The sequence below is a fragment of the Pontixanthobacter luteolus genome (assembly GCF_009828095.1).
In the GTDB taxonomy this organism is placed as follows: Bacteria; Pseudomonadota; Alphaproteobacteria; order Sphingomonadales; family Sphingomonadaceae; genus Pontixanthobacter; species Pontixanthobacter luteolus.
Genome location: NZ_WTYP01000002.1, coordinates 819248 through 845395, shown reverse-complemented (window position 1 = coordinate 845395; position 26148 = coordinate 819248). Strand labels below are relative to the sequence as shown.

The 26148-nt window shown below is 53.1% G+C and carries 21 protein-coding genes; 3 read left to right on the top strand and 18 right to left on the bottom strand.

The window, feature by feature from the left end:
- Positions 1-2: 2 nt before the first annotated feature.
- The 5 genes from GRI43_RS12585 to GRI43_RS12565 all read right to left on the bottom strand — a co-directional run bounded on the left by GRI43_RS12585 (position 3) and on the right by GRI43_RS12565 (position 5906).
- Entirely contained in the window at positions 3-299 is a 297-nt protein-coding gene (locus GRI43_RS12585) for a Dabb family protein (RefSeq protein WP_160731433.1), read from the bottom strand.
- A gap of 4 nt (positions 300-303) precedes the next feature.
- The gene (locus GRI43_RS12580; protein ID WP_160731432.1) at positions 304-1635 is read right to left on the bottom strand and encodes an L-tyrosine/L-tryptophan isonitrile synthase family protein; all 1332 of its coding nucleotides are present in this window, start codon (positions 1633-1635) and stop codon (positions 304-306) included.
- Positions 1628-2722, bottom strand: a complete 1095-nt coding sequence (locus tag GRI43_RS12575; protein ID WP_160731431.1) for a hypothetical protein — start codon at positions 2720-2722, stop codon at positions 1628-1630. The genes GRI43_RS12580 and GRI43_RS12575 overlap by 8 nt, the downstream gene beginning before the upstream one ends.
- A gap of 253 nt (positions 2723-2975) precedes the next feature.
- Positions 2976-4544: a recombinase family protein gene (locus GRI43_RS12570; protein ID WP_160731430.1), complete on the bottom strand. Its 1569-nt coding sequence runs from the start codon at positions 4542-4544 to the stop codon at positions 2976-2978.
- Between the two features lie 189 nt (positions 4545-4733).
- The gene (locus GRI43_RS12565; RefSeq protein WP_160731429.1) at positions 4734-5906 is read right to left on the bottom strand and encodes a type IV secretory system conjugative DNA transfer family protein; all 1173 of its coding nucleotides are present in this window, start codon (positions 5904-5906) and stop codon (positions 4734-4736) included.
- Between the two features lie 298 nt (positions 5907-6204).
- Here GRI43_RS12565 and GRI43_RS12560 point away from each other — a divergent pair, with 298 nt between their 5' ends.
- From GRI43_RS12560 to GRI43_RS12550, 3 genes are all read left to right on the top strand, one after another.
- Positions 6205-6555, top strand: coding sequence for a helix-turn-helix transcriptional regulator (locus tag GRI43_RS12560; RefSeq protein WP_160731428.1), 351 nt, complete (start codon positions 6205-6207; stop codon positions 6553-6555).
- Positions 6545-7000 carry a hypothetical protein gene (locus GRI43_RS12555; RefSeq protein WP_160731427.1) on the top strand — a complete coding sequence of 152 codons (456 nt, stop codon included), beginning with the start codon at positions 6545-6547 and terminating at the stop codon, positions 6998-7000. Before GRI43_RS12560 ends, GRI43_RS12555 begins: the two co-directional genes overlap by 11 nt.
- A 355-nt stretch (positions 7001-7355) precedes the next feature.
- Positions 7356-7688 (top strand): DUF3768 domain-containing protein, encoded by a 333-nt coding sequence (locus tag GRI43_RS12550; protein WP_160731426.1) that lies wholly within the window; start codon positions 7356-7358, stop codon positions 7686-7688.
- 96 nt (positions 7689-7784) lie between these two features.
- Here the strand turns inward: GRI43_RS12550 and GRI43_RS12545 are convergent, their stop codons facing one another.
- The 13 genes from GRI43_RS12545 to GRI43_RS12485 all read right to left on the bottom strand — a co-directional run bounded on the left by GRI43_RS12545 (position 7785) and on the right by GRI43_RS12485 (position 26099).
- Positions 7785-9785, bottom strand: coding sequence for a di-heme-cytochrome C peroxidase (locus GRI43_RS12545; protein ID WP_160731425.1), 2001 nt, complete (start codon positions 9783-9785; stop codon positions 7785-7787).
- 42 nt (positions 9786-9827) lie between these two features.
- Positions 9828-10604, bottom strand: a complete 777-nt coding sequence (locus tag GRI43_RS12540; RefSeq protein ID WP_160731424.1) for an Mbeg1-like protein — start codon at positions 10602-10604, stop codon at positions 9828-9830.
- Between the two features lie 198 nt (positions 10605-10802).
- Positions 10803-11768 carry a replication-relaxation family protein gene (locus tag GRI43_RS12535; protein WP_160731423.1) on the bottom strand — a complete coding sequence of 322 codons (966 nt, stop codon included), beginning with the start codon at positions 11766-11768 and terminating at the stop codon, positions 10803-10805.
- 128 nt (positions 11769-11896) lie between these two features.
- Entirely contained in the window at positions 11897-14143 is a 2247-nt protein-coding gene (locus GRI43_RS12530) for a type IV secretory system conjugative DNA transfer family protein (protein WP_160731422.1), read from the bottom strand.
- Between the two features lies 1 nt (position 14144).
- Positions 14145-14615, bottom strand: a complete 471-nt coding sequence (locus GRI43_RS12525) for a hypothetical protein (RefSeq protein WP_160731421.1) — start codon at positions 14613-14615, stop codon at positions 14145-14147.
- Between the two features lie 316 nt (positions 14616-14931).
- Entirely contained in the window at positions 14932-15867 is a 936-nt protein-coding gene (locus GRI43_RS12520; protein ID WP_160731420.1) for a hypothetical protein, read from the bottom strand.
- 115 nt (positions 15868-15982) lie between these two features.
- Positions 15983-16426 carry a hypothetical protein gene (locus tag GRI43_RS12515; protein WP_160731419.1) on the bottom strand — a complete coding sequence of 148 codons (444 nt, stop codon included), beginning with the start codon at positions 16424-16426 and terminating at the stop codon, positions 15983-15985.
- Complete coding sequence (locus GRI43_RS12510) at positions 16423-18507, bottom strand: AAA family ATPase (protein ID WP_160731418.1); 2085 nt, start codon at positions 18505-18507, stop codon at positions 16423-16425. The genes GRI43_RS12515 and GRI43_RS12510 overlap by 4 nt, the downstream gene beginning before the upstream one ends.
- A complete protein-coding gene (locus GRI43_RS12505) occupies positions 18504-18725 on the bottom strand; it encodes a hypothetical protein (RefSeq protein WP_160731417.1) in 222 nt (73 codons plus the stop codon). The genes GRI43_RS12510 and GRI43_RS12505 overlap by 4 nt, the downstream gene beginning before the upstream one ends.
- The gene (locus tag GRI43_RS12500) at positions 18726-20870 is read right to left on the bottom strand and encodes a DEAD/DEAH box helicase family protein (protein WP_160731416.1); all 2145 of its coding nucleotides are present in this window, start codon (positions 20868-20870) and stop codon (positions 18726-18728) included.
- Positions 20871-20923: 53 nt separating this feature from the next.
- Positions 20924-21760 carry a phosphoadenosine phosphosulfate reductase domain-containing protein gene (locus GRI43_RS12495; protein ID WP_160731415.1) on the bottom strand — a complete coding sequence of 279 codons (837 nt, stop codon included), beginning with the start codon at positions 21758-21760 and terminating at the stop codon, positions 20924-20926.
- Positions 21757-25143 (bottom strand): ATP-binding protein, encoded by a 3387-nt coding sequence (locus GRI43_RS12490; protein ID WP_160731414.1) that lies wholly within the window; start codon positions 25141-25143, stop codon positions 21757-21759. Before GRI43_RS12490 ends, GRI43_RS12495 begins: the two co-directional genes overlap by 4 nt.
- Positions 25140-26099, bottom strand: a complete 960-nt coding sequence (locus GRI43_RS12485) for a DUF4007 family protein (protein WP_160731413.1) — start codon at positions 26097-26099, stop codon at positions 25140-25142. The genes GRI43_RS12490 and GRI43_RS12485 overlap by 4 nt, the downstream gene beginning before the upstream one ends.
- Positions 26100-26148 lie beyond the last annotated feature (49 nt).

Genomic DNA, 26148 nt, shown 5'->3' with positions numbered 1-26148 from the left:
TCTCATTCAAAGTCGATGAAATCGACCCCTATTCCGTCGAGCTCCATAGCATCGATCACTCTCGCGGCTTCCTTGTGCACTTCATCCGCCCGATATGCCGCAATCGCCTCTTCGGTTCGCCCTAAAACGACAACAGCATGAGAAAAGCCCTGCCCCCACTTCGAAGTATTCTCACCACAGAGAATATCTACGATATCTGGGACACGGCTTCTCACCTGTTTTACAAGTACAAGAGCATCATTTATCTGCTCCGTAGTAGTACCAGTCTTCCACTTAAAAATCGCAACGTGTACATGCATGTTTCTAACCTTCTAAACGCTTGTAGTATAGCACAGTCTCGCCAAATGACACTGGAGCAAGCTCATAGTTACGGCTGGCGGCGACACTCAGCGAATGCACCTCAATCTTGTCCCACTCCATTCGGCCTTCCCTCACGATTGGAACACCATTCCAAGGCAAGCAACTGCCAACCGAGGGTAAGCCGATCTGCCCCTCCTTTGGGTGTACCGTCGCTCTCACAGCAGTCGGCAGAACTTGGCCGATAACGTCATGCCATTTCAAAGCGAGATTCAAGGCAGCATATCTTGCACAACGAGAAACTATCTCATCCCTTGAAGGGAAGCCCCCACCAACAATGTCGGATTTTGGGTCGGATATCCAAAGAGCCAAGTCGTCTGGCGACGCCGAGAAGTCTTTAGAGTTCAAGTTTCGGCGAAACCCAATTGCTAACGATTGAAAGGTTGCATAATTTTCATCGTCCGGGTGCGCAAACTTGTAAATTTCCCGTTCAATCATCTCTACAGTTTTTTCGAATGCACCCGTTCCTGCGTCCCAAATCTCGACTATCCGTCTCAATTCGACAATCTGGATCGTTCCAGTGAGATTAAGGGAATTCCGTATCCTCCTTATGCCATCAAGATACTGGCGTACTGGCTCCTCCGGGACGCCAAGTGGCTCTGCGAAGAAAGAACCATCTGATAGAATTAGGATATCCGCCCCGGTAGGCAAGACTTGGTAGATCGCCAAAGCTGTGCAGTGCAAGCGGACCAAATAATAGACCTCTGCAAGAGTTACGAGCTCAGGGCCACCCTCAGCGCGTAGAGGGTTTTGATCTCGAAACGGTAGTCCCGGGAATGTTAGGCGAACTCCAACATCCATCCTTGAAAATAGAAATTTCAGATCACCATCTCGGAGATAGCCTCGATTCTTCTGGTTCCCGATCGTGGGATTTTCGAGCAGGTCCCTGAGCCTACCTTCCAAATCCTTCGGATCTCTCTTTGCGAGGATCGCAGCGAATTTTTCATTATAAATCAGCTCCTGCTCGGCATTGTCCCTGATAACCTCGCCAAGTGACACCAGATCTAGATCCGACACTTCCGTGGTTGCCATTGGTGGTGGTGCGGATGAAATTGAGACAGCGTCCCCATCCTGGAATTCCTCTCGGACCATCCCATGAAAACTGTTGCGAACCCACTCCACCGTCGGTGCACGCGTTCGGTCCACAACGATTGGGGTTGGTTCGTAATGAATCGGCGCGAAGAAAAGACCATGGTTCCTATCAAATTTCTCCTCGCGAACGGCAGAAATTGTATGTCCTACAGGCCAGCCATCAATTGCCCTCTCAAATCTACTCATTGGCCATGTTATCCCGCCCCTGTGAGATGGTTAGATCCGGTATCCGCCGGATCTCGGCATCGTCAAAAAGCAAATTGAAGACACGGTCCACATTGATGCTTGCCACCGAAAAAGCTGGATCGGATGAGTCACCTATCCCAAAGCCTTCGGCCAGGACGTATTCGCTGAAGTGCCCCACCTCCTCAACCTTGCTTGGCCAACATAATCTCCCGATCTCGCCCGGAGCATCATCCTGTTCTGTGAAAAGCTGGATTTCGGGCTCTGTGACCGCCTTCTCCGCCTCGCTTAGATCCTGAAACCGCTTGGGCGCTGGTGGGATATTGAACCGCTCGGGAAGTTCATTGGGAGCATGAATTGCCAATACAGCACAGATTCTCTGATTTATTCGATACAGAAGGTCTTCGAGAGAAGCACTGCGTTCGAACACGCTAATGATAACGGATTCGACACTGGCGACAGGGTCGCGATAGGTCTGCGTGAAAGATCTGGAAATCGCAAATAGCCGGCCGAATGATGTGCGGGATGCAAAGCGTATGAGCTGCGGCACGGGCGTCGACGCAATGTGAAATCTTCCACCATAGCCATCGTAGTGAACCTTCAATGGGTAGACACTGCCCTCAGGCGGCGGCGCACTTGAAATCAAGCGCGTGTCAATTTCGGTGAAATCATCTTCCCGCAGTGACTTCGCCAATTCGGCCTTGATCCGAGCGACGTAAAGCTGTGTTGCCGAAGAGACTGCGTCCTTGAGTGCGGGCCCCATGTTGGAGGCAGTAACCTTTCGAACGGTCTGCCCTAGAATGTCGGAGCCCTTGGTTTTGTAATCCACGAACCCCTTCAATCTAATTGGATCACCGGCGCGGATCGATACAACTTGCTCCCAGTCAATAGGTTGACATTGGTTTTCTCGGAAAACAGCAACGCCATCACCAGTCTCATCCGTTACTTCAAGCCTCACGCTAGTGACGTTGTTTCGACGATATTTGTCTCTCTTCGTGGCAATACAGGATAGATCAACGGATAGATTATTGCGCAAGTCGGAGCGGATGGCATTCTTCACTTCAGACACGAGGTTTAAAGTCCGCGACATTCAGCCCCCCCCCTTGCATCACCCTGCAAGGCTAGCAATTGACCTTCGAAACTTAGCATCTTTCTATGTACAAAATGAAAGACTTCAGCAACACTTGGAACTGTCCATGTGTCAAGAATGGTAGCGATGGTCGCGGAAGCTCGCTAGATGGCATTCCGCCTCGTAGCTCATAGGACTTGGGATTTCACCGCATTCTCCATTAAACATTTTGAAGATCATTCTTAGGGTTCGATCTCTGTCTCGAGATGGCTCATCACAGGGTGTGCCCATGTGGTTCTTTGAGATTCGAAGTAACGAACTTTCGAGATATTTTTTCAAGCGCCGAAATCTGCGCTGAACAAAACACCTCGGAAATATTGTTGTAGTTAGCCCCACCGGTTCGACCTGCACCCCGATGTGGTCCACCAAACAGGACAACAGCGTTATGACGCAGGTCCATGAGCCATTTTGACGGCTCTAACACTACGTTTTTTCCATTCACGGTCCGGTTCGAAGTCGTCATTTCGACAATCGTACGTCTTTCAGGCGGAGCAGCCATTTCGTAGGTTGAAACAAGGCTTTTTGTCAGTTCGAGGAATTCCATGAACCCTTGCGGATTTGCACAGTTTCGCGCCCATTCTTGGGCCTGGTCGATCAATCCGGCATCATCGAAAAGTAGACTTTTCTTACGCTCCTGAAAGGTCTCTTGGTCGATCAAGCGATCGATAAGCGCATCGGTTAGTCTGTCCAATTTTCCCGCAATCTCTTGCCGCCGAGCCTGGATCATCGGGGTCGGGTCACTGCCTGCCGTTTGCCGGAACCAATCGTCAAACTTCTTCTTGATGTTTGCGGCCTCGTCTTCACTGAGTTGCGCAGCCTGAAGGCATTCGGTGACCGCTGCTTCAATTGCTTCCTCCCGCACGGACTTCGTTCGGCAGTCCTTTGAATGACAGCGATAGTAGGCATGACCCTTTTGGCGCTCAGGCACCATCGGGCCTGCACAGAGCTTGCATCGAAAAAGGAGACGGTAGGTATGATTGTGCCGGGTGACTTTCTTGAGGGCTTTCCCAGCTTTCACGTCTTGAACACGCTCGAAAATGGAGACGGGAATTAGTGGCTCATGACAGCCGCGATAGGTGCTGCCGGTCTTCTTGATGCGGATCATGCCGCAATAGAACGGATTGCCGAGGATCAGTTCGAGATTTTGCGGCCTGAACAGTGATCCGTCACCTTTGCGGAGCCCCCGGGCCGTCACGTCCGCCAGGACTGCGCGCTGAGAGTATTGGCCGGTTGCATAGCGCTCGAATGCACGACGAATCAGAGGCGCGCGTTCTGGATCGGGCGTTTTGGGCTTGCCGCCTCCGTTGTCGAGATATCCGATGGGTGCCTTGAATGGGTAGAGGCCCTGCTTCAGCCGACCGTTGATGCCCTTGATGCATTCTTCCCTAAGGTTACGGACGTAATCCGCCGCCACCACCGCTTGAACATCAGCAGCCAAACGACCGCCGCGAGAACGGAAGTCCAGGCTTTCAGTTGCAAAATGGATGTCGATGCCAAGATCCGCCAGTTCACCGATGCGAGCCCAGTCGGCGAGGTTTCTGGCGGAGCGGTCGATTTTGTAAATGACAAGGCCATCGGCTTTGCGTTTGCGAAGCTGGGCAATCATTCGATTGAAGACTGGACGCCCCTTTTTCGCGGCAGTGATCTTCTCCTCGAACCACTCGCTTATGGCTATGTCATTCTGACACGCAAAAAGCTCGATTGCTTCCTTCTGAGCTTCGAGCGAAACGCCGTCGCCTTGCTTGACGGTCGAGACGCGAATGTAGGCGTAGCACCTTTTCATATTTCATCGGGTTTACTCCCCGAATCTACCATATCCTCATGATCCGTCGAATCGTCTGTCCACGGCCAAGTGCCATCGCGCATTCGCTGCTCGTAAATACGCTTACAAAGCTGGAAGTACTCTTCGAGGTGATCTCGCTCATTCATACTCGTATTTTACGGCGTGTATGAGTGCGGCCTAGTTGCCGGATTATCGCTGAGCCGATTTGCTTAGAGGGAAAGTGGCTGCCGAAAAGGCTGACGACTTCCGGCCATCAATCATCAGCTGAACCCACAGATGGTGGTTAGGCAAGCGAATGAGGTTCTGCGGCTCCAGGTCGCCCAACTGGCGGCAGAATGCAGGGGCGTCCATCGCTCCCATTCGAAAGGCCAGCACGCTTCCGATATTTCCGAAGATCGCTTCCATCACGTGCGGATCAAGCTGCAATAGGTGTTGGTGCGCCAGCGTGAGCGAGAGACCGTACTTGCGCGATTCAGGCAGCATGTCAGCGAAGCTCTGGCTGGTGAAATTGTGGAATTCATCGACCGCCAAGAAGAAGGGGCGGCGCTCGTTCTCGGGTATCGTGCTGCGTGAGAAGGCGGCATTCATGATGCTGGAGACGATCAAACCGCCCATGACGTTGGCATTGTCTGTCCCCAGGCGGCCCTTGGCGAGATTGATTATAAGAATGCCGCCTTCGTCCATCAGCGCGCGGAAACGGAGGGGCTCTTTTGGCTCGCACAGCGCCCGGCGAAATTGCGGGCTGGCGAGCAAAGCGCCGAGTTTGTTCGCGATCGGCGCGACACCGTCGAATGCTGTTCGGTAATTCATGCGGGCATATTCGCGGGTCCAGAACTGATTGACCTGGGGATCGCGGACATTGGCCACCACACCTTTGCGAAAATCACTATCGATATAGAGCCGGATGATGTCCGAAAGGTCCGCGCGATCCTGTTCAAGCAAGGCCAGGATTGCATGACGTAGCAAATGCTCCATTCGCGGCCCCCAGGCATCGGACCATTGCTTTTTGAGCGCGTCGATAAGGCCAGAGGCGATCAAGGGTCGCAGTGGCGCAGAGACACGCGTGAGCGGGTTGTATCCGTAAGGCGAGATAGGGTCTGCGATATCCCAATAGATGTGCTTTTGGCCGAGTTGCCGAGAGAGCGATGACGCAAGATCTCCATGCGGATCGATCAGGCAAAACCCATGTCCCGCCTTTGCGTCCTGGAGAGCGATATTGAGTAGCAAAGTCGATTTGCCGGTCCCGGTCTGCCCGACAAGGTAGAGCGAGTGCATTCGGTCGCCTGTCTTGATGGCAAAAGGCCTGTCGCCATGGCGATGATAGGCATTGCCGAGCCTGAGATATGCGGGTGACTGGTCCATGCGTTCAGTCTGCGATGCCTGCAGGCTGGAGCCTAGTTGCCGGAATATCGGGGGCGCAAATTTGGCGGCAACTAGGCAGGATATCGCGGTGCGCGATATCCTGTTCTCGCAAGAGACACGGTTGGTAATGTCACCAGCGCGCTATGAGCAGCTTGCGGAAAGGTTTCACCTTTCCGCTCGCTAGTTTGGTCATAGCGCGCTGGGGTCAATTATCGGAAATCCCGATAATCCGGCAACTAGTGGCTGCGATCCTCTCAGGTAAAATGGAGAGGAATTAGCAATTTAACATATACATATCATGTCAAAACAGTTTGGATTCGACTTGCGTTTGGCACGTCGAAAATCGGGCTTCACCCAATGTGATGTGGCCCACCTAATTGAAAGCCATCAATCCAATATCGTCGCCCTTGAGAAGGGTGAGCACTTACCAACCCTGGAGCAAATCTGCGCCCTCTCGCTGGTGTTCGGGAGGAGCTTTGAAGGCCTGTTTGCAGAAGTCATCGAAGACGCCCGCGAACGTGTGCGCAGCAATCTGCCTAGTCTGCCCGACAAATGCGCGGAGACGGCTCTTGCTACCAATCGCAAAGCAAATCTGCAGCGTCTGGAACGCCGCTTACTGGCCAATAATGGAACGGGCCATGACAGCTAAGGTGTTGTCGCTGGCAGCGATCTCTGACCGGATCGGGATGGTGTTCCTGATCGAGGGACAGCTAAAGGACTGGGTGGCCTCCGAAACCGGCGCCTTAAGCACCGTGGCGGCAGCTGGCTATACGCAAGAGTTGATCAATCGCTATCGGCCCGATGTCGTTCTGACCGAGCAGATCGCGCCGAGCTGCCAGAAGGCACCGGCAACGATTGGCTTGATCAGGGCCATGGCGCGCACCGCCGAGCGCAATGAGGTGCTCGATGTCGTGGTGCCGCGCGTGCAGCGTTATGCCAACAAGTACGAAGAGGCTGCTGCCTTGGCCGAGATCTATCCGGCCCTGGCACCGCGCGTGCCAGCCAAGCGCAAGTATTATGATCACCAGCCCAGAAGCCTCGTCATCTTTGAAGCTCTGGCACTAGCACATTCAATCCGCAGCGAGGCCGCGTAGGTCTGGCCGATTGCGAGCTCGCAAGACGCGGCTCAACTGTCCTTCCCTAAGCAGCGCAATGAGGCGCTGCTTTCTTATTTGATCAGGCCGATGTGAACATCGGCCCTGCCCTTCGGCGAGAACGGGATGGGGAAAGGAAAGCGTGAAATGCCTCGGGGTGGTGCGGACGCAGCCCGAGGAACTCGGGCGAGTCACGGCCCGGTGCATTTCATGCTTTGGAAAACGAAAGGGCAGCGCCCTTGGTGTTTTCCATCAATTAAACAAAGGCGCGTCCATGGTATCATGGACGCACAGCTCACCTGCACTGCTCCGGCCGCAATTCCTGTGTTGCCGGATTTCTGCAGGAGAGCATATCATGGACAAAGAGAAGACGGCGCGCATCCGGCGTCTCAATGATCGGTTCCGCCGGTCTGGAGTTGGCGGCGACATCTTCGTCACGCCGGGCATCCAACAGCTTGGCGAAGAAGGGATGAATGCGGTCGCTGCGAAGGTGGCTGGTTTCGATCAATTCGATCACGACAATGACCCGCATGGCGAACACGACTTCGGCGCGTTCGACCATGATGGGCAGCGAATCTTCTGGAAGATCGACTATTACAGCCCCGATATGATGTCGGGCAGTGAAGATCCATCCGATCCGGGAATTACAAAACGCGCTCTCACAATCATGCTGGCTTCAGAATACTAAGGTGCGGCCTTTTCAGCCTAGGGCCAAGCTACAAGCTTGGCCCTTTTTTCTGCCCCAATCTCAATATTTCGGCGCAAGATCAGGCGGTCAATGCAATTAAAGGGACTTCATGTACTCAACCAAATCCCATCGCTGCTGATCGGTCAGAGCTGCATTTCCATAGTCGTGGCCACCATTGAAGTTCCCCCATCGCACAGAACCATCTGGCATGAACGTGTCGAACCTGAAGCTGTTTGTCTCACTTTCAGTGGTTACGTAACCCACTCTAACGGGATCGAATTGATAGGAGCCGGTGTAGAAGACGGGCATCCTTTGCTCGGGTGGAAGGAGCAACTCATAGAGATTTGGCACTGATCCGTTGTGCAGGAAGGGCGCAGTAGCCCATATACCATTCAGAGGTCTGGCCTTGTAAGATTTCAGCCATGAGGGGTTTGTGGTCATGCACTCTTGGAAGGGCCCCCAATCGCTAACGTCCGCCCCAAATGGTAGGGTTAGTTGAGTGCGCTCTGCGGTCGCAAATACCGGCTCTGCCACGCCAGCAATTATAGAATCTCTCGTACTTTCTCTACTAGCGGAAGCCGCGCCTGCCTGCGTCGATGCGCCGGTGGTGTTATAATTACCGGGATTTTGCACAATGAGGCCATCGCTCCCTAAACCGATGAAATCGACTAGCTCTCCGGCTTGATCAAACAGAGCCGACTTGACCATCACTGTAAGCAAAGCGGACAATTGCTCTCTTTCTTGGAGCTCACGCTCTTGTCCGTTCTCAGTTTCGATAGTGAAACCGTCATATAGCGAGCCGCGCAGGGCCTGTCGTTCAACAGAGCGACAGGCCATAGCTGGATCTGTCCCTGGGGCTCCATGCGTATTCTCATTCTCTTCGTCGGACAGACCTTCAATCGGCAAGAATAAGCTCATCTGCGCAGTTACTGACCGCTCTGGGTCATCGCGATCGATTGGATTGTGACAAGACTGGCATTCCTGGACAAAAAGCTCCCGTCCCCGTTCAACGCTCTCCATATCAAGTTGGCCGAGTATGTTGTGAGGCCATTGCGGTGAAACCAATCGTTCAGCGTGCCTTTCCAGCTCGATCAGATTGTTGATGCTCACACTCGAAACGGCTCGGGGCCTTAACAACAAATCCGAGCCTGTTCTCTTATCAACATTTACCTCGCCAAAGACACCAATCACTTCGCCAGCGTTACGGCCGAGCGCACCAACATCAATGCCGAGAATGCTCGGCCCGTTGCTGGCGATTCCATTCCATTGCACTTTGTCGTGTTGAGGTGTGTCCCAAAGGAAGGGAAAGGAAACTGGAGCGTCCGCCCCTTCAAAAAACTGTCCTTCAACGTCTGAGAAGAGCGCGACTTGATTATATATATGCCCGAACGCGTCCAATCTCGCGAAGCCTGATCTCAAATCAGTCGCGTTGATTGAAACGACGCGCTCGCGCCAAACGGTTAGCTCCTCGAGTGCGGATCGAAGTCTATCGATTCTGGTTTGTGGGTCTTCAGAAACCACCCGGGCAGCAAAGCGTGAAAACTTCTCATCGTCATCAAGAGTTGCGCGAAGGGCCTGAGCGACCTCCTCTTCAAAGGTTTGAAAGTCGATGATCGATGGACCGCCGTCGATACGGATTCTTGCGCCTTCAAAATGGACTTCTGCCGTGTGGCATGCTGCACAATTCAGGCCGATCCACTCTTCGTATTTACTTTGACCTCCAAACAAGCCCCTATCGAGCCATCGAAGTTGAGTCTCGTCGAATACGCTGTCCGACTGTCGATCCTCAGCGAAACCAATCGGGTACGGATTGGCGGGGTTGTCTTCGTCGTAAATAAAACGGTATCGGCTCATGTTCGATGGTGAGTTGAATAGCGTCGTCCCCTGAGGAATTTCGAGCGAACGGAACCAACTGGCAGGCATCAACCTGGAGCCCTGAGTTGCTGTGTACCAAGCGCCTCGTTCGTTCGAACTCCAACCCTGCTCCAGATATATTGCAGGGTTTGGCTCACTAATCTGTGCGACTGCATCGTTGCGCGAGAAAGCCACGCTAGCTGTGAGGGCTGCCAATGATGACAGCAATATGGTCTTCTTCATTATGCCCTCCAATTCTAATCCATTTTCACTTAGGAAATCACTTCAGCGTGTCACTCCTTGTGGAAGAGACAGGTTATTGCGCCTCAATGAAGTGCGGGCGGCTTCGCGTTCCCAAGAAGCTATTTGAGTGAGGCAAATCGCCAGACTCCTCGCTGAATGCTGAGAAAACGGGCCACCACGAGTGCAGCCGATCGAAGTGTAAAGCTGTGTTGGCTCGCGGCCAAAGAGCCGAAGCAGTTTTAGTGGATCGCCGTGCTCAACAATTGAATACCGGTCGTTCTCCAGATCCCCGCTCAGCCTTCTGAATCTCGGAGAGGTGTTGAAGAAATAGCCAGTGACATTTTCGCGATTGAGCGTGACATGGGTAGCAATTGCACCACCTTGGGAATGGCCGGTAACGATAATTCGCTCTTCCAAAAATTCACTCCTAATTCGGTCAAACAACTCAAGTCCAGCAGCGCCCTGCGCATTTGTCAAAGTGCCCGACCAAACATCCCTTGCGGTGTCTGTTCCTCGAAAAGCGATGATGATTTCGCTTGGTCCGACGTCCATCTCTCTTGAGAAAATCGCATATGCGAAGTCGATGCTGTTGTTCTCTTGCCTTTCAACTTCAGAGACCTTTGAATCGATCTGAAATTCCGGAGGCCCTTGGTAGCTAACAAATGAGAGCTGCGCATACAGAAATGAACTGTTCGCGGTAGTTCGAATCTGGTCTGACCAACCGGAAGGGTGGTCTAGTCCAGTCAGTCGAACCTTTGAGGTGCTCACACAAGACGTTAACAATGCGGCCAGCACGGCAAGATATAAAGCGCGTAACAATGGAAGCCCCCTCCCTTTGACTAAGCAACGTCAACATTGTCGTCATGACGGCGCGCGTTTAAACCCTAAAGATCATTGTCGAATTGGCAAGACTTCAATGGATTAGACAATTAATCTCGTTCAGAAGAGCGAGCACCTCAAATTGTTGAAAGTGAAAAATGACGACGAGTTGGCCTGTCGCCAGATAGCGTTTGAAACTTATGCGATGTCCAACGGGATAATTTGCACCGCCGACTGCCAAGGGGCCACAAGCATCTGGCCTTTTGGATGTGGCGGCGAAAGCGCTCTCCCAAACGCATCCCAGACCTGAAACAGCTGATACGAATTGCCCTCAGGGAATAGTTCCTGCGTCAACCCGAGCATTCGCTGAGTCCTCTCCTCGCTGGTAGTGACATTCAGCACCATCATCGGTGCGGTCAGGTTGAGATGGTCCTGATAACCGGCACCTTCTATGTAAGCCTCGTATTGCAGCAAGTGCCGCAGGAAGCTCTTGCGGTGGATCTCAGCAGAACGCAGGGGTTCGGTCGCGCGGTCGGCCTCTAGAGCATAGAAACGGTAGCGTTTCCCTTCTGACGTCAGATACTCCAGTCCAAATACGGCATCCGGGATCAAATCCTTTTCATAGGTCGCGACGGTATCGGGATCGCAGATTTCGGTTGGCCAACGCAGACACGTTTCAGCACGCTCCAAGATTTTTGATTGCGGGATGTAATTGAGATCATCGCGCTCCAGACAAGCAAGCTCGATCGATGCGGTGATGCAGCTAACCATCAGGCTATGTTGCCACGGCCCGGAGCGTGCGGGTCGGATTGCGCAGCCGCTCTTTCTAAGGGCGGCAACTGACGCTGGCGAAAGATCATAAACAAGCTGATTGTAGCGCGCATCAAGCGTACGGAACTGCTGTACTGGACGCGATAGGTATGCACCTTTGTGCGGTGTGCGGTCCTCGTTGAAGAGATCAGCCAGACGTTCCTTCGCTCTTTTCTCAGACCGATGCGTGTCCTTGGCGAAAGCTAGAAGAAACGAAGACGGCAGGGGTCCATGCTCAGCTAACTTCTCGAACCAGAGCAGATCGCGTGGTTGCGGTGTGACACGCTTGCCAGTTGGCGTTGGCCTCGTGCGACAGCGCCGCCCTAACACGTCGAATTTCGGCTTTGGAGACATGGCGTGGTCCTCTGTGAGTTTCGGAGGACCGCTCTTATATGCACGTAATGCTGGCCTGTAACCGTGCAGCAAATTCAAAAGTGTGAGGCTAATTTCAGGCTTGGGCCGCCATGGTCGGCGGCAAGAAATCACCAGTCCTCGCCCGGGGTTGGGTCGATATGCCCACGCCTAGTCTTGCCCCCATTTGACGGGCTCTGCTCATCCGACTGTTTCACTGCTTCCGCGTGAGTGTCGGAACCCCCTGGGCCTTTATCCTGCGGACCAGGCTCCTTGAGTTTCGGACCGGTTGGATTGGGCTTGTCGGGCGACGGATCATCGCCGCCTGAGCCATCGTCTTTGCCATCCTTCGGCCCATCACCATCAGCCTCTTCTTTCCCAATCTGGGAGTGATGGACTGCATAGCGGGCACGCATGTCCTCACGCTGCGCATCGCGATCTACCTCGGTCATTTCCGGAAGGTCTTCCAAATAGCCGAACGGGAATGACAGCGGCACAGCGTGCTTGGTGACTCCGCGAATATGCGCCGCAAAGCTGCCCTTGCCTTGTGCCTCAATGAAAGCGGGATCGGTGTAAAGCATCGGGGCTAGCGAACGTGCATCCTTGGCTGATACGCCGCCCGCAAACTTGATCGCCGTATTGGCTGCAAAGGCTTCCTGAAGCTTAGGCTCAAGCTGCCCGAGATATTGGTGCGCCAGCACCATGCCGACATTGTATTTGCGCGCCTGGGCCAGGATCAGGCCGATGTTACGATCAAAGTAGTCCTGCGCCTCGTCTATATAAACCATGGTCGGCACGCGCTCCGAGCCATGCAAGGTGGCGCGCTCCTGGGCCGCCTGCGCGATCATGGCGATAAAGAACCGTCCGAAAATTTCGGTGCCTTGCTCCTTCAGAAGATCTTTGGCGGTGTTGATCAGGATGACCTTGCCCGCGTTCATCTCAGTAAAGAGATCGAGCTTGGAACGCGGGTGCGAGAACATGCGCTCAAAGGTCTGGTTTTCGAGAATGCCCCAAAGTCGGCGCAGCACTTGCTTCTTGGTCTGCTCAAACTCACGCGATGCAAACTCGGTTTCGAAGAAGTGCTTTGCCGTGCCTTCGAGCCTGGCGATGTGCTCGGCAAACTTCACCTCGCTGCCGGGCTCCATCAGCTCGCGCAGCGTGTGGATCGTCGCATCCGGAATATGGAGCATCAGCCGCGTGACATAGCGGAAGATGACATTCTGCTTCTGCGTCATCTGCGCATCGAGCAAAGTGCCGAGCACAAAGTCGTAGAGCTCGAGGATCGAGTTGGTGAGCCGCTCTCGCTCCAAGGGCGCGTAACCATCGAGCCGCTTCTGCCCGACATCAAAAAGGTTGAGCGAGACGGGATACTCGACATCGGTGGGATCGATCAGCGCAAGCCGATCATGCAGCGCGCCGCCCGGACCAAAGACATCCAGCTTGGCGATGTTGCTGATGAGATCGCCCTGGCTATCGAGCACGATGACGGTGCGTTTCTCATCTTCCATCGCTGCCAGGTCTTGCGCGATCAGATATTGCAGGGTCTGCGTCTTGCCGTGACCTGAGCCAGCCACGATGTGCTGGTGCTCAAAACGAGATTTGGTCGGAATGGTGAAGGTCAGTTCCTGATCGAACAGGGCCGCCAGTGGCGTCCCTCCGAGATAGGCCTCAACCATCTCTTCAGGAGCTTTTGCATCATACTGGCTTGGTTTTTTAAAGACGCGTTTGAAGCTGGCAGGATCAGTGGGGTTTCCTCCTGATGCCGCAATGAGATTGTATTCGAGACGGGATTGCAGCCTTGGCAGTAAGGGCGCTTCAATCAGCTCATCAGCTAGGCCAACGCCAAGCACCTGCTCGGTGATCTCACCGACATCGCCTAAGCTTCGAAGAAGGTCGGTTGGAACCGATATGCCATCGGCCTCATCTGTATCCTGCATCAGGGCCGGACAAGCTTCATAGATCGGCCTCAGCATTGCCGCAGTTGCCATCTGGATGAGCTCACAATTGCGATCGAAGTCGTCGACCAATTTCTGCTGGCGGGTCAGCTCCTCGCGGATTTCCCAAAGTTCAGCGATTGTGCGTGTCCGATCCCAATCGACGTCTGGGAGCACGAAGAGCTGGTCGTAATTGAATAGCTGCAGGACGAGGTTGAGGATGACACCATCCTGATCGTTCATTGGGCTATCGCCGAACAGCTGGAAACGCACTTCTGTCGCTATAGAAGCGATTAAGCGCTCGCGCTCTTCGATCGTTCGAAGCTCACGCGCTTCAAACTGGGCTGCAACTTCTTCCCATTGGCGACGAACAAGATCTGTCTCGCTGGGCCTAATCAACCCATGCAAGAAACTGTGGAGCTTGGCGCCAATGTCTGAAGCCATGTCAGCCGAGCCTTAAGACCACTTCCTTGGCCTCCTCTGGCGGCAGGACCGGCACAGGCCGGGTCTCAACACCATCCCAGTGTTTGGCTGTCTCGACCACCTGCCGGAGCGCGATGCAGGCGTTGTCCAGCATGGCTTCCTTTTGCGCCAATTCGATAATGCTGTCGCATTTGAACCGGCGACCATAAAGCAGATCGCGCATCCAAATGGTCTCGCGCTTTTCGTTGAGCCACCAATAACCCGCTGCGACGCCTGCGATGACACCAAACGCCAGGCCGCCGATAATCTCACCAGAATAAGCACCGGCAAGAACGCCGCCGATCAGGAAGGCGACAAAGCCGAATATGGCTGCGCCTTTGAGATGCTCGAAGTCATCGGCAGCGATCAGACAAGACTCGCCCATGTCATAGCGATCGATCAATGCGCGTTCGTCATCGGACATCTCCGCTTTGGCCCAAAGACGGAAAATCACTCGTCCTCGCCAATTTCGATTCTGTTCTCTTTTTAGAAGCAAATCCATGGATACCCCCATCCCATGTGTTTTAAGCCCTTACGATGGAGAATAGAGGCTCTCAGGGTCAAGCCTAATCTGGACTGCGTGCGCGATCTTGGGTGCGCGCAAGTTCTAGAAATTTCTCTCTATTTGAATGAGAAAGATCTTGAAGTCATTCTGCATCCCCATCGTCCTTGTCGCAGCCATGTGTTGTTATGCGCAGTTATGGATGGGGATCGGTATCGAAGGTTATGGGGATAGAGGAAGCCAGTCTCGTATCCCCACCGCTTTCGCTCTACTGATTTAGGTATTCCGCCCTCTGGGCGCATGAGATCCCTTGAGGATAAAAGGGGAACTCCCGCAGATCCATGGCGCCTGGAAAGCTCACATAGAGAAGTTCGTCGGTTTCAGTCTTCACCACAGCAATCTGCGATCTTCTTCTAGGATCAGGGTCATTCGTCGAAAATGTGAAACGATTGCCATCAGGTGCGCCATCAATGTTATAACGCTCACCGTTCATGAATAGGCCGTCGAATGTGACTTCAAATTCGATATCTCGGAATTCGCCATAGCATGTGGCGCGATCACTCCACTGCCCGAAGAGATCATGGAGACCGAGAGCATCAGACTCACTGGTTGCGCTGGCACCCGCTTCATGAGCGATCTGTGAGAGGCTTTCCAGATTACCGCCCCAAACGTATCCGCCGCTAGTCAGTTTGAACCATTGGGACAAAGGATCGAATGCTTTGACTTCACGAGCAAAAACCGTCTCACCGCCCGAAAATGTCTGCGTGACAGTTGTTCCTTGGCTTGTCGGAAAGTCTCGCACGTTCGCCGCTCCCATGATGATGAATTCCTCTTCCTCGCCCATGAAGACGTCTTCGTAGCTCGCAAAATCAGGCAGGCCGTCATCGGTAAGCTGCGGGCTGTTTTCATCGCCGGAGAATAGGCTTGAAACGCCAGTGGTGATGGGATTGTCAGTCAGAACCACGGACAAGAGGGCTATGGTCGCACCGCCAGCGATGACCTGCTTGCGATGCGCCTCATCGCTCACATAATCGATGATCCAACGTACAAGCTTGCCAAACTCTGAACTGAGTGCGCCTACAGCCGAACCGATTTTCTGAGCAAGGGGCTGGGCTCGTTCGGTAAGTTCACCGCATTTCGCACAAAATGCGTCTCTGCGATGAATCGTTGCCCCGCAAGATTTGCAATGCATCAGCACCCCCAAGCCGAATGATATGCAACGAAATAGAAAATAGCCGCAGTTGAAATTGCGTGGTCCCTAGCCCGAACCTTTTCAAGGGCGAACAGGTAAACTGCAGTATTCGACGAAGCTGAGTAGGCTAAGACACAAGGGCTTCGATTTCGTCGCAGATGTAGTCCAGTGAGGTGTCATCGCCACGTTGATCTAACATCGAAAATACCAATGGAAGACCAGCATGTGCGTAGCAGCTCGCGATCCGCATCATCTCATTTGGAGAGTCTACAATTTCTGCTTTCCCCGTCTCTGAAATCGCAAGCAGGGTGAGCGCCGTTGGCCTCCAAGAATCGGACCCAAGCACGACGCCTTCTGCAGCCTTGTAAGTCTTTCCTTTGGGTGGGGTCGGTTTTAGGCCTTTCTTGACCGCTAACATTATCGCAAAAAACCAAATATCGACGTTCCGCCTGAATGGCTGATGCAACGCAGAGGCGGACTTCCCCTCCCTTAACTGAACAAGACCCTCTACTCGCTCTCGGAAGTCCTCATCGATATTGATATCTAACCCTGCAAACGCGTTATCCATCATGCACCCTCCAACTGAGCTTGGGCCGAGGATTCATATCGGTCGCATACCTTGCAGTGTGAACGATGGTCGCAGTCGCACTGAAGGGTCATTGCGTCCTGGGTTCCTGGGTCATTCTTCAAAATTCGAGGATAATGAGCTGGATTGGTGATTGTGCCTGCAACTACTGCTCGTTGATCGAGGATGTCTTCGCATCCTTTGATTTCGTCATGCGTAAGGAAGAGAATCAGCTGACTGCTATTTTCTGAAGCAGTGCGCACGACCTCTGTTTTGACGAATCCAGACATCATGCCGAGAGGGGTATCGATCACGTTTGGAGCCTCAACACCGCTGACCTCCGTCAGCGCGAGAACGAATGATATTGTTAGGGCTCGCCGAGATGCGCCATTTAGGTCAATGGATGGGTCCATCACGAGTTCGTTTCTACCGTAAACGACAATACTAAACTCAGGGGTTATCTCAGCTCTCGTGATGAGCGCACTTTCCTTGTCCGCACCGATCATATCGAGAAAAAGTTCGTTCATTCTGGCAGAAACAGAACGGACCTCTACTGTCTTCATCCTGTCCAGAGCATTCTCTACCATTCCGCGAATGTCGGTGGCGACATCTAGATCACGCGCAATCTTTACGCCCTTACTCACTTTCGCAGAAAGCGTTCTGAACTCCTTCTCGAGTTCTACCTTCTTAGCTCGCAGACGCTTGATGTCGCCTTCCGTTTCCGCACCTCTAACTATCTCGTCACGAAGCTGTTTGTCATAGGTCTGCTTAATCTCTCGAAGCCTCTGCACGTTAATATCGGGAATCTTGTCTAACTTGGCTTCAAGCTCAGCTTCCTTTTCACCGATATCACGATAGACAGAATCAATTTGCTGACGTTCTTGAAAAGCATCAGAATAAAGGTCAGACCAGCTAGGCGGCTTGCCTGAGAAAAGGTTTCGCCCATCGTAGTAAAGGTCTGAAACCTTTGCGCGTATATCATCAGCTTCACGGCTGTCATCAATGAGCTTTTGGATGTTCGAGCGGCGTTCCGCACCGTCAGAAGTGCTTTCGTCCAAACTTCCGCCGCAAATACAATCCAAGTGATTATCTAGCCGATCTTCTAAAATTGGCACTGTCTTATTTGGAATCTGACCCTTCTTCCTCAGTTCATCGAGGAGCTTTCCGGCTCTTGCAAATGGATCAGCCATCATATGGCGCGTGAGTATCTCGGAAGAAATTAATTCAGATTGTCTCTTCTCTGTGCGTTTGCGCTGTTCCTCAAGCTGCGTTCTGTTGCGGCGAACATCGACGAGCTCTTTGGAAAGCTCGTCTCGGTTTCCAGCGCTGAGAGCGTCCTGAAGCTCTCTATCCGCCTTCTCTTTGAGATCGTTTAGATTGGCGATCTTGTCTTTAATATCGTCGAACTTATTGGTCAGGATCGGAAGCTGCTTCTCGGCATGTTCGAGGTCTTCCTCGACCTTACGGGTTTCGGCATTGCCAGCCTCTTTATCGAACTTGTTCCTGAGCTGTCGCTCGATGGTCCGAATATGTTCGGTTGTGGTTTCCAGCAACGAAAGCCCCATCATACGTTCGATGGCATTCCGAACCTTGTGTTGCTGCTCGGATTTCGCCCCTTCAATAAAGCTGAGCGCCCGATCCCCGTCTGTGAAGAATACCTCTCGCAACTCTGCGGGAAAATGCTGTTGAATGTGGTTCGTTGGACTGTCGAGCTCCTCGGGCCCAGCCGCAGTCACGTGATACAGCTCAACGAGCGAACGGGGTCGCTTATCTTCGATCGTTTCACTCGTGACGCGACGAACGATCCTATAGTGCTTTGGCCCCATCCTCCCCTCAATCTCATAGTCGATCTCAACGCGAGTTGAGGCAGGTTTATTGGGAGGCAAGTCCATGCGTCGGAGCGAATATCCCTTTGGAAGGGCCTCGTCGCCGATTAGGCCCCACTGCAACGCAGTGAGCATAGTCGTTTTTCCGCTTTCATTGGCAGCGCGGATGACTGTGATGTTCTTCTTTGGATCGACGGAAAACTTTAGATCGATGCCGGAAAGGAGGCGGAAGCCATCGAAGCGTGCGCTCAGAAGCTTCATTTCGAATCTTCCTTCAGTTGTATGAAAGTCCCTACGCGACTAACGATATCACTAATCTCAACGACGATATTTGTCCGCTGGAACAGATGGGCGCGTTCTTTTTGGACGATTTCTGCCATCGCTTCCGTGAGTTCCTCACGATAGCCTTCGCAGCGCTCTTCTACGGCTGATGCTTCATCAAGCAGAACACGGACAATCTTTTCGTCTTTGTACGCCATTCATCCCCCAACCAGAGCTCGCATTCGCTCTACTGCTTCAAAAGGCCCGCCCGTTTGGGCAGCATTTTGACTTAAGCGCGCAAACTCCCAAACTCTATCTAGCTCAGAATTGACGATTTTTTTTGCATCCTTGTCAACCAGATTCCTCAGCTCTACCTCAGGAGGTAGCGCGACCAAGTCGTGAATCACTGCTGATTCCTTCCCAATAGCCTTACATGTCCTTAGGAGCCTTCCTCGGCGCTGGACCCACTGCCGCTTCACGGTCGTGCTAGCGAGAATATAGGCTGACATAATCTGCGGTACGTTCACACCCTCATCCAGGACGCGCTTTGCAGTCAAGACCTGAAGCTTTCCTTCTTGGAAGCCATCCAATATTTGCTTTGATTTTTTTGGATTTCCAGTTTCTTCGGACGTGAGCTGATGAAAAAACACTCCTTCGGAATTCAGTAGGTCGTTCACTGCCTGCAATTGGTCAGGGTCTTTGTCGGTCGCATAGATTAAGCTGTATCGAAGATTTCTTGGGCCAATTTCTGCTAGCAGGCTCTCAAGTGCGTCGATTTTCGAAGCGGCAGTTTCGAGCACTCGTCGCCTCTTCAAAAATAATGAATCAAGGTAGGGATCTTTCTCCCCAGCCTGTATTTTCCAAGACAATTGCGCGATCTTATCGCTGATTTCACGCCATTGCGCCATCTCGTCACTGTTTAGTTCAACGAATGTCACGTGGTAGTCGTATGGCGTAAGGCAGACGCCGATTGCTTGCTCTAGCGTATATTGGAAACAAGTGTCGCCAGACGTAGGCTCGCCAAAGAAAGCGAAAAGCTCATCGGTTCCTTCATCATCGTATTGCCGGACCGGGGTTGCGGATAGTCCCAATCGATAGTCGAAAAACGCGGGTGGATTGCTAATGAAATTTGCAGCCCCAAGATTGTGGCACTCGTCGGCTATGAGGAGTTTTGGGCCAGGAAATTTGGCTATCTCTTCCTGAAATTCCTTTGTGCAAAGAGTGTCGTTTGAGACGACTACCGCTTCACTATCGGACACCGACTTTCTCAATCGCCTTCGCGCTGCCGCGAGCTCACGAGAACGAGAAGCCGCACCGCCAGCCTCTGACATATTGATTGCTCTTAGACCGAAGAGCCTGATCTCATTGCACCATTGCCTCACCAAAACGTTGTAAGGGGCACTCACAACGATAAGCAGAGGTCCGACGCGATCGAAAAGCAACTTCGCGCCAACAAGCGCAGTTAGCGTCTTTCCGGACCCTGTGCACATTTCGAGAATGCCGCGATTGCCTTGGGCTTCCCATTTGTCGATTGCCTCACCCTGGTGAGCGTAGGCTCCCTCTCTATATTTGAGCCAATCTGGAATGCTGAACCCACGAGCCTCCTCTCCCGCGAGGAGGCTCGAAATATCGATTGGCTCCTCCGAAAGATTGTGGGCCGTTCTCCAAAGCCGATTGAAGTCTTCCTCATCTGGTTCTTTTGAACCTTTGAACTCTCGCAAGACTTTGTCGGCGATGGCCTTGGAGAGATCGACGGTAACACAATCATCATCGCCACCGGTCCAAAGCACTTCGAATTCTTGTGCTAGATCGTTGCAGGTTTGAAGGGCTTCCTCGCTTCGCCAACTACGTGCGAGGCTCAATTGCTCTCGGTTTTTCCGCAATCCCTTACCTGTCATATTCGCTGATCCATGCAAGGCAGCAATCTTGTGATCGTCGTGAAATAGCCAGACCTTGGGATGGAAGAGGGCGTCTCGCATCAGCGCGATTTTAACCTGGAGCCTACCGCTAGAAATGAGCCAAGCGAGACAGGACAATGTATGTGCGGATAGCTCATCAGCCTCGGGAATGAGTCTCATTACAGCGCCCTCTCCCAAAGCCTCAGCATCTCTGAGGCCATTTTGGAAAGCCTCACGATCCTCTGCGGACAGATACGGACTGATTATGAGGCGGAGCGGGCGCGTTGACCTTTGCAAGAAAGTCGCGAGTCCAGGAGCGATCTCTGCAAACGACGCACTGGAAAAGAAGCCCATCATGATAGCCACGTCTTCAGAGGCTTTCATAGCGGGCGATATTACATCAGTTGCGACATCGTCTTTCGGCAGAAGAAAGAGAGGTTTCGCGTCTGCGACCGCATCTTCCAAGCCTGGGGTGGCGCTAAAGTGATGTGGTTCCTTCAAGCGCGCCTCTCATTCCGTCACTTGTGACATGCGATACAGCCCTTTGCTTGTCCGTAAAGATCGTCAACATCAAGAGGTTCGTCGTCCGGCCGCAACGGGTTGGCCATCATCTTCGCTTTTTGCCGTTCCACGCGCTTTTTATGATCAGCTTTGATCTGCTCAATGCGCTCTGGTTGCTCGAGTTCTATTAGGGACTCACCATGGCTCCATGTGAATGGCGAACCATGTTCGACAGCGCTCTTCTCGTATCGCTTCGCTTCCTCAAATGACTCTGGGTGGCGTTCACGGAGGCGAACCCACTCAATCTTCTGCTGGAAAAAGCAGAATGTGCAGCCGCTTCTGGTCCTCCATTCGTAATAGCGAGGAAGGCCTAATCCCGAAGAGTCCAAAATTTCCATCACGCCTGCTTTATCGACACCCACCTCCTTGAGAGGCAACGTAACAACCAGGTTTTCATGCTTGGACGTGTAGCCTTCCCGATATTCCTCGTCCGCGCGAATGGCGACGTAAGAAGTCACATGCTGACCTTCGTCGAGCATTGGCTTTATCCATTGCTCGAAAGGTCGCAATTTGAGTTGTCGCGTGCACCAGCGGGTCTGTGCGGACGGCAAAAACGTATTGTATTGCTTTAGCCAGAAATCAAAGTCCCGGTCGGGATTGAGACGGAGCACTGGCTTGCCCAACACGCCTTCAAGGCGGCCTAAAAATTCGTAAACCTCTGGCAATTCCTTGCCCGTGTCGGTGAAGAAATATTCAACTTCTATTTCAGGATGATGATGCCTCATATAGACCGCCAGCGCGGCACTGTCGCGCCCGCCCGACAATCCTAAAACATGTCTATGCTGGGTGCTCAAAGTGCCGACTCCTTCGCCGAGGTCGCCTTACCGCGTTTCTCTATTGAGGCTCTCATGTAGTGGGAGGACAATTCTGCGAGCGCAGCTAGCTTGATCTTGTTGTCTAGTACGCCCTCTTCGCTCAAACGTTCTTCCAAGGCCTTTGCGATTTCTCGTGCTTTCGCAAGTTCGGCATCACTGATGTCAAACTCGCTCATTTGTGGTGCGGGACGACCATCAATGCCAAGCACGACGGCCATCGCATGGCGTTTGTCGGTGCGGCCCTTCACTCGTGCTACGGTTTCACTCTTGTTAAACTGCTGAGCGAGTTCTGTGAGAGCAATGGCCGCATCATCAAGGTCTGCATCAATCCAGTCTCGAGATGGCTTGTTCGTAGCAAGGCCAGCCAACCCTTCAATATCCTCCATCGAACCCTCATACCGCGACAATCTGTTTACGAAGGCGTTGAGCCTAAAATCTCCGCCAAGATCCTTGATGTTTTCAGATCTCGCACGAAGTTCAGACAGGGCCTGGGCCGAAGCGTTCGGAACCTGCAATTCCGCCAGCATGTTATCGGCCAGCCTCATCAACATTTGCGGATATGCATTTGCCAATTCGCTGAGCGCGTTCCGAACGCTCTTAATCACTGCGTCAAATTCAATGGTGCTTTCGAGGTCGTTGCCGCCTGCGAGCTGCGGCAGGTCGTTGAAGATGAGCTGGTTGGGATCATTTGCCTTCTTTAGAAGGCTGCGGATATGAATGGTGCCCTCCGACAAGCGCATTGTTCGCTTCCCCCACGGAGGAAGCGATACGTATATAGAGATCAAGCCGCGCCCCACATCAATGGGCTCAAGATTGCTCAATTCGTTTGCACTATCGACATCACGCACAACCGCCGCAAGACCGGAAAGCAAACGGCGACCAATGTCATTGAGGTTCATCCAGCGAAGCTGAATGTCCGTCGGATCTTTTGAGAGATAATCCACATCGAGGTCTGTAAATCGGGCTTGAAAAATGCGCTGCCGGTAGAAAGCCACCTCCGTACGTTTGGAGAGAATGTAGGCTACGGCCAGGATCGGGCGCAGGCCAGGTTTCAATCCGAATGGCTCACTGCCCCAAAGAGCATAAATTTCCGATAACAAAACAGAGCGGTCGCTGTTCTCGGATAAAAAGCTGTCAGCTGCCTCCCAAAGCGGCCCAAGCCTAGCCGGGTCAGCAGTCGTTGGCGCGCGGAACCGCAACTCTTTTTTATGTTTGCGATAGAGGCCTGTCGCTTCGAGAAGTGATGCGAGCAAGCCGCCTTCAGCAGGAAATCCCTTAATACCTAAACGCTCCGAACCCTCGTCGATCACCATACGCCTCAAGAGTGCGTTCTGAGCGGCGACGGCATTTGCCGAGGGCTTTTCTCTATTGAGAAGCTCATTCTTGATCATCGGGGAGCGCTGGAACCGATTGTCCGCCAAGTCTGACGCTAGACTACTGAGCTGGTATTGAGCGAATGATTGAGGTTTTTCATAGCGCAGATGCCAAAGCGCGGAATTGAAAGTCCTCTGAACCTGAGTTCCAAGGCGAGTCTGAAGATCGGCGAGCCTGGCAGCAACCTCACGTCGCGCAACAGGATCGCCCTGGAGCTCGGCGCGGTCGTGGCTTACAGACTCAACTGCGAGCAATTCCCTTGCCAGCGAAGCAACTGTCCAAGAGCGCGGCGATATGCCTATTACGGCGTCAAAGCCATCTGCTGAACCAACGGCCGCGCGAGCAATGTCATCGGCCTCATCTTCCGCTTCGTTTTCGGTAGGAACGCAGAGCAGAAAAAGACCGATGGAATCAGCTCGAGGTTCGAAACACTTAATGCGCTCTTGCGCACCCAGAAGAGGTCCAATTTCAATATCGAACCACCTGAAAGCTCCCGTCTCATGATAGTGACGCTTGGCAAGAATCGGCTGTAGCCCTGCGAGCTCATTAAGCCGCTTGAAGTCAACCTCACCAAGCGCAGACAACGCCTCATCAATCGCGCCATCGATGTCGAAGTCACTACCGGCAAAAACTGCGTAAGCGCCGACGTGACGCCGAAAAACGATGAGCGACCACTGCGAAAGTTGCCCCAAGACCTCGTCAACGGCCTTCATGGACATCTTTTGGGGCAACGCGTGCTGGAGAAGCCTTGGCGACGCCAAAACGTTCGAGCGATCCTTGAACAAGTCAATGACCGCAATGGTTTTTAGCAACTGAAGGTGCTCTTCGTCGCCACCGAGCGACTCGCATCGCGCTATCGCTTCCGCTGCAATAGCCCAGCGATGACCATCGGGCGAAGCCATGATCGAGGGCTCCAAATTTACTTGGAGGTAGTCCCAAAGATGGCAAGGATAGTAGAGGTCATCGTCGCAACCTCGTTGGAGAAAATCTTGAAACCCCTGCGGCTCGGCAGAGTTCAAAAACCCAAAGAGGCTACGCTGGTTCTGACCGAATCGGCGGCGGGAAATTGGACCCAGCAGCATTGCAACTACAGGATGCAAAGGCCAACACTCGGTCAACAGAGCGTTGAAAGACTTGCGGGTCGAAGCAGACGGAAGCGCGAGCTCCTTCGTAACACCCTCTACCTTGGTGCCAAAATTATCGGGAATACGCCTTGTCTCAATGGCGCGCGAAAGCAGATCAATCTGCTCTTCGCCAGCAGTGTTGACTATTAGGTCGACATAGCGCCCCTGAATTTTCGACCACTCATCGCGAACGTCGCGCGCCATTCGGTTCGCATATTCATCGAACGCTTGGTGCAAGATACCGACGAATATCAGGCGGCCGCCGCTCCGGGATGCCAACTCGGCGACCTGTTGCAATAGGTGGAGATCTCCACCTTCTTGCGCCACAGACTCAAGCACCTTTCCAAGTTCGTCGAGGAATAAAATAATTCTGTGCTGCTTTGGGCTATCCAACAGCGCTTGGAGCACTGACAGCAACGTCTCGTCCGTCCAGCGCTTCGGCTCGCGAACATCGAGCTTGGCCTCAAGGATAGCAGCGCCGAGTATGCCAGGCAGCGCGGACCTTCTCCCAACAGCGGCAACTGTGACCCACCCGCTACCGCCGATGGGGAAGCCTTGTCTAAATTTGTCAATTGTGGCCTCGCCAACAAGGGCTTCAGCCTTGGCGCGGAGCCCCTTATCTGTGCTGAGCAATGCACTCAGAATAAGAATAAGGCTCGATTTTCCACTGCCGTATGGCCCCGTCCAGGTGAACGCCCCATGCTTATTTTCGGCAACATGCGTGGCCATCGAGGTAAGAACTTCAGCGGATGATTGAGGGCAGATGTAGCCTTCAAGCGCCTCCGCCTTTTCCAAATCTGCATCAATACGAATCGCCTTTTGAAACCGGCGCCCGATCGAAACTTGCTCAGCGAGGTTTTTCACGCCGCCCTCCGCAGGATGTGACGCCCGTAGTCACGCAAAATAAACGCGCGCACTTCTTCATCAACGAGCTCTCGTCGGCGAACCAGCTGCTTTAAACCAGCGGTCTCAGACCACGCGATCGCACCGTCCGTATAGCCCTCGATGTCAGCGAGGCGACGTGCCAGCTCCTGCTCTTCTAGACAGAAAACGCGACCAGGCGAACCCGGCTCATGCGCTATCGCCTCGAAAGACAGTGATTTAGCAGAAGGCGAGAAATCGCTCCAAAATTGAGTTGCGGCATAGGCAAAGACGCCGTCACCGAGGGTCGATCGCTCGCCTGCGACAAAACGGAAACCATCCTTCTTCGCGGTCGCCTTCAATAGCCCAAGCTCGGCCAAAGGAGATTCTAACGCCTCCTCGTGCAACCCGCGCCCTGACGGCATCCGGACCGCGTATGTGCGAACGAAGCACTCTACATCACGTTTCACTGTGGTTGGAGAAACTCGCGGCCACTCTCGGTTTGCAGCGAGGCGCATCAAATCTTTGACGAGGAGCTCTCGCTCGAATGATTGAGCCAGGAAATGATTGAACGCCCAATACCAAGTAGTGCGATCAGCCTTGCTGCAAAGATGCCAATGGACAAGCCAGAGAGTGGCCGCATTTTCCATGAACGGATCGAGCCCATCAATCCCGAAGATGTCCTCGCCGAGCTGCGTCGGAGCGAAGCCATTTTGACCGCTTTCCTTGATGATATTGCAAGCCTGAGCCCAAAATCTGATTGAGGACACCATGTTCTTGCCGACTCCTAGCGTTGCAATTGCCTCGTCGTCGGTGAACTTTGACTTGTTCTTAGGGTCATTTTTTGTCTCTGAAACAAGGTCATAGGCCTTTTTCAACCAACCGTATCGGAGCGGGAAGGTCTCATGGCCGGAAAACTGTGGGCGATATTCAACTGTGTATAGGTGGCCGCGCGACATACATTGATCCTGGATGTTCTCTCCAGGTCGACAATAACAGTTGGTGTCT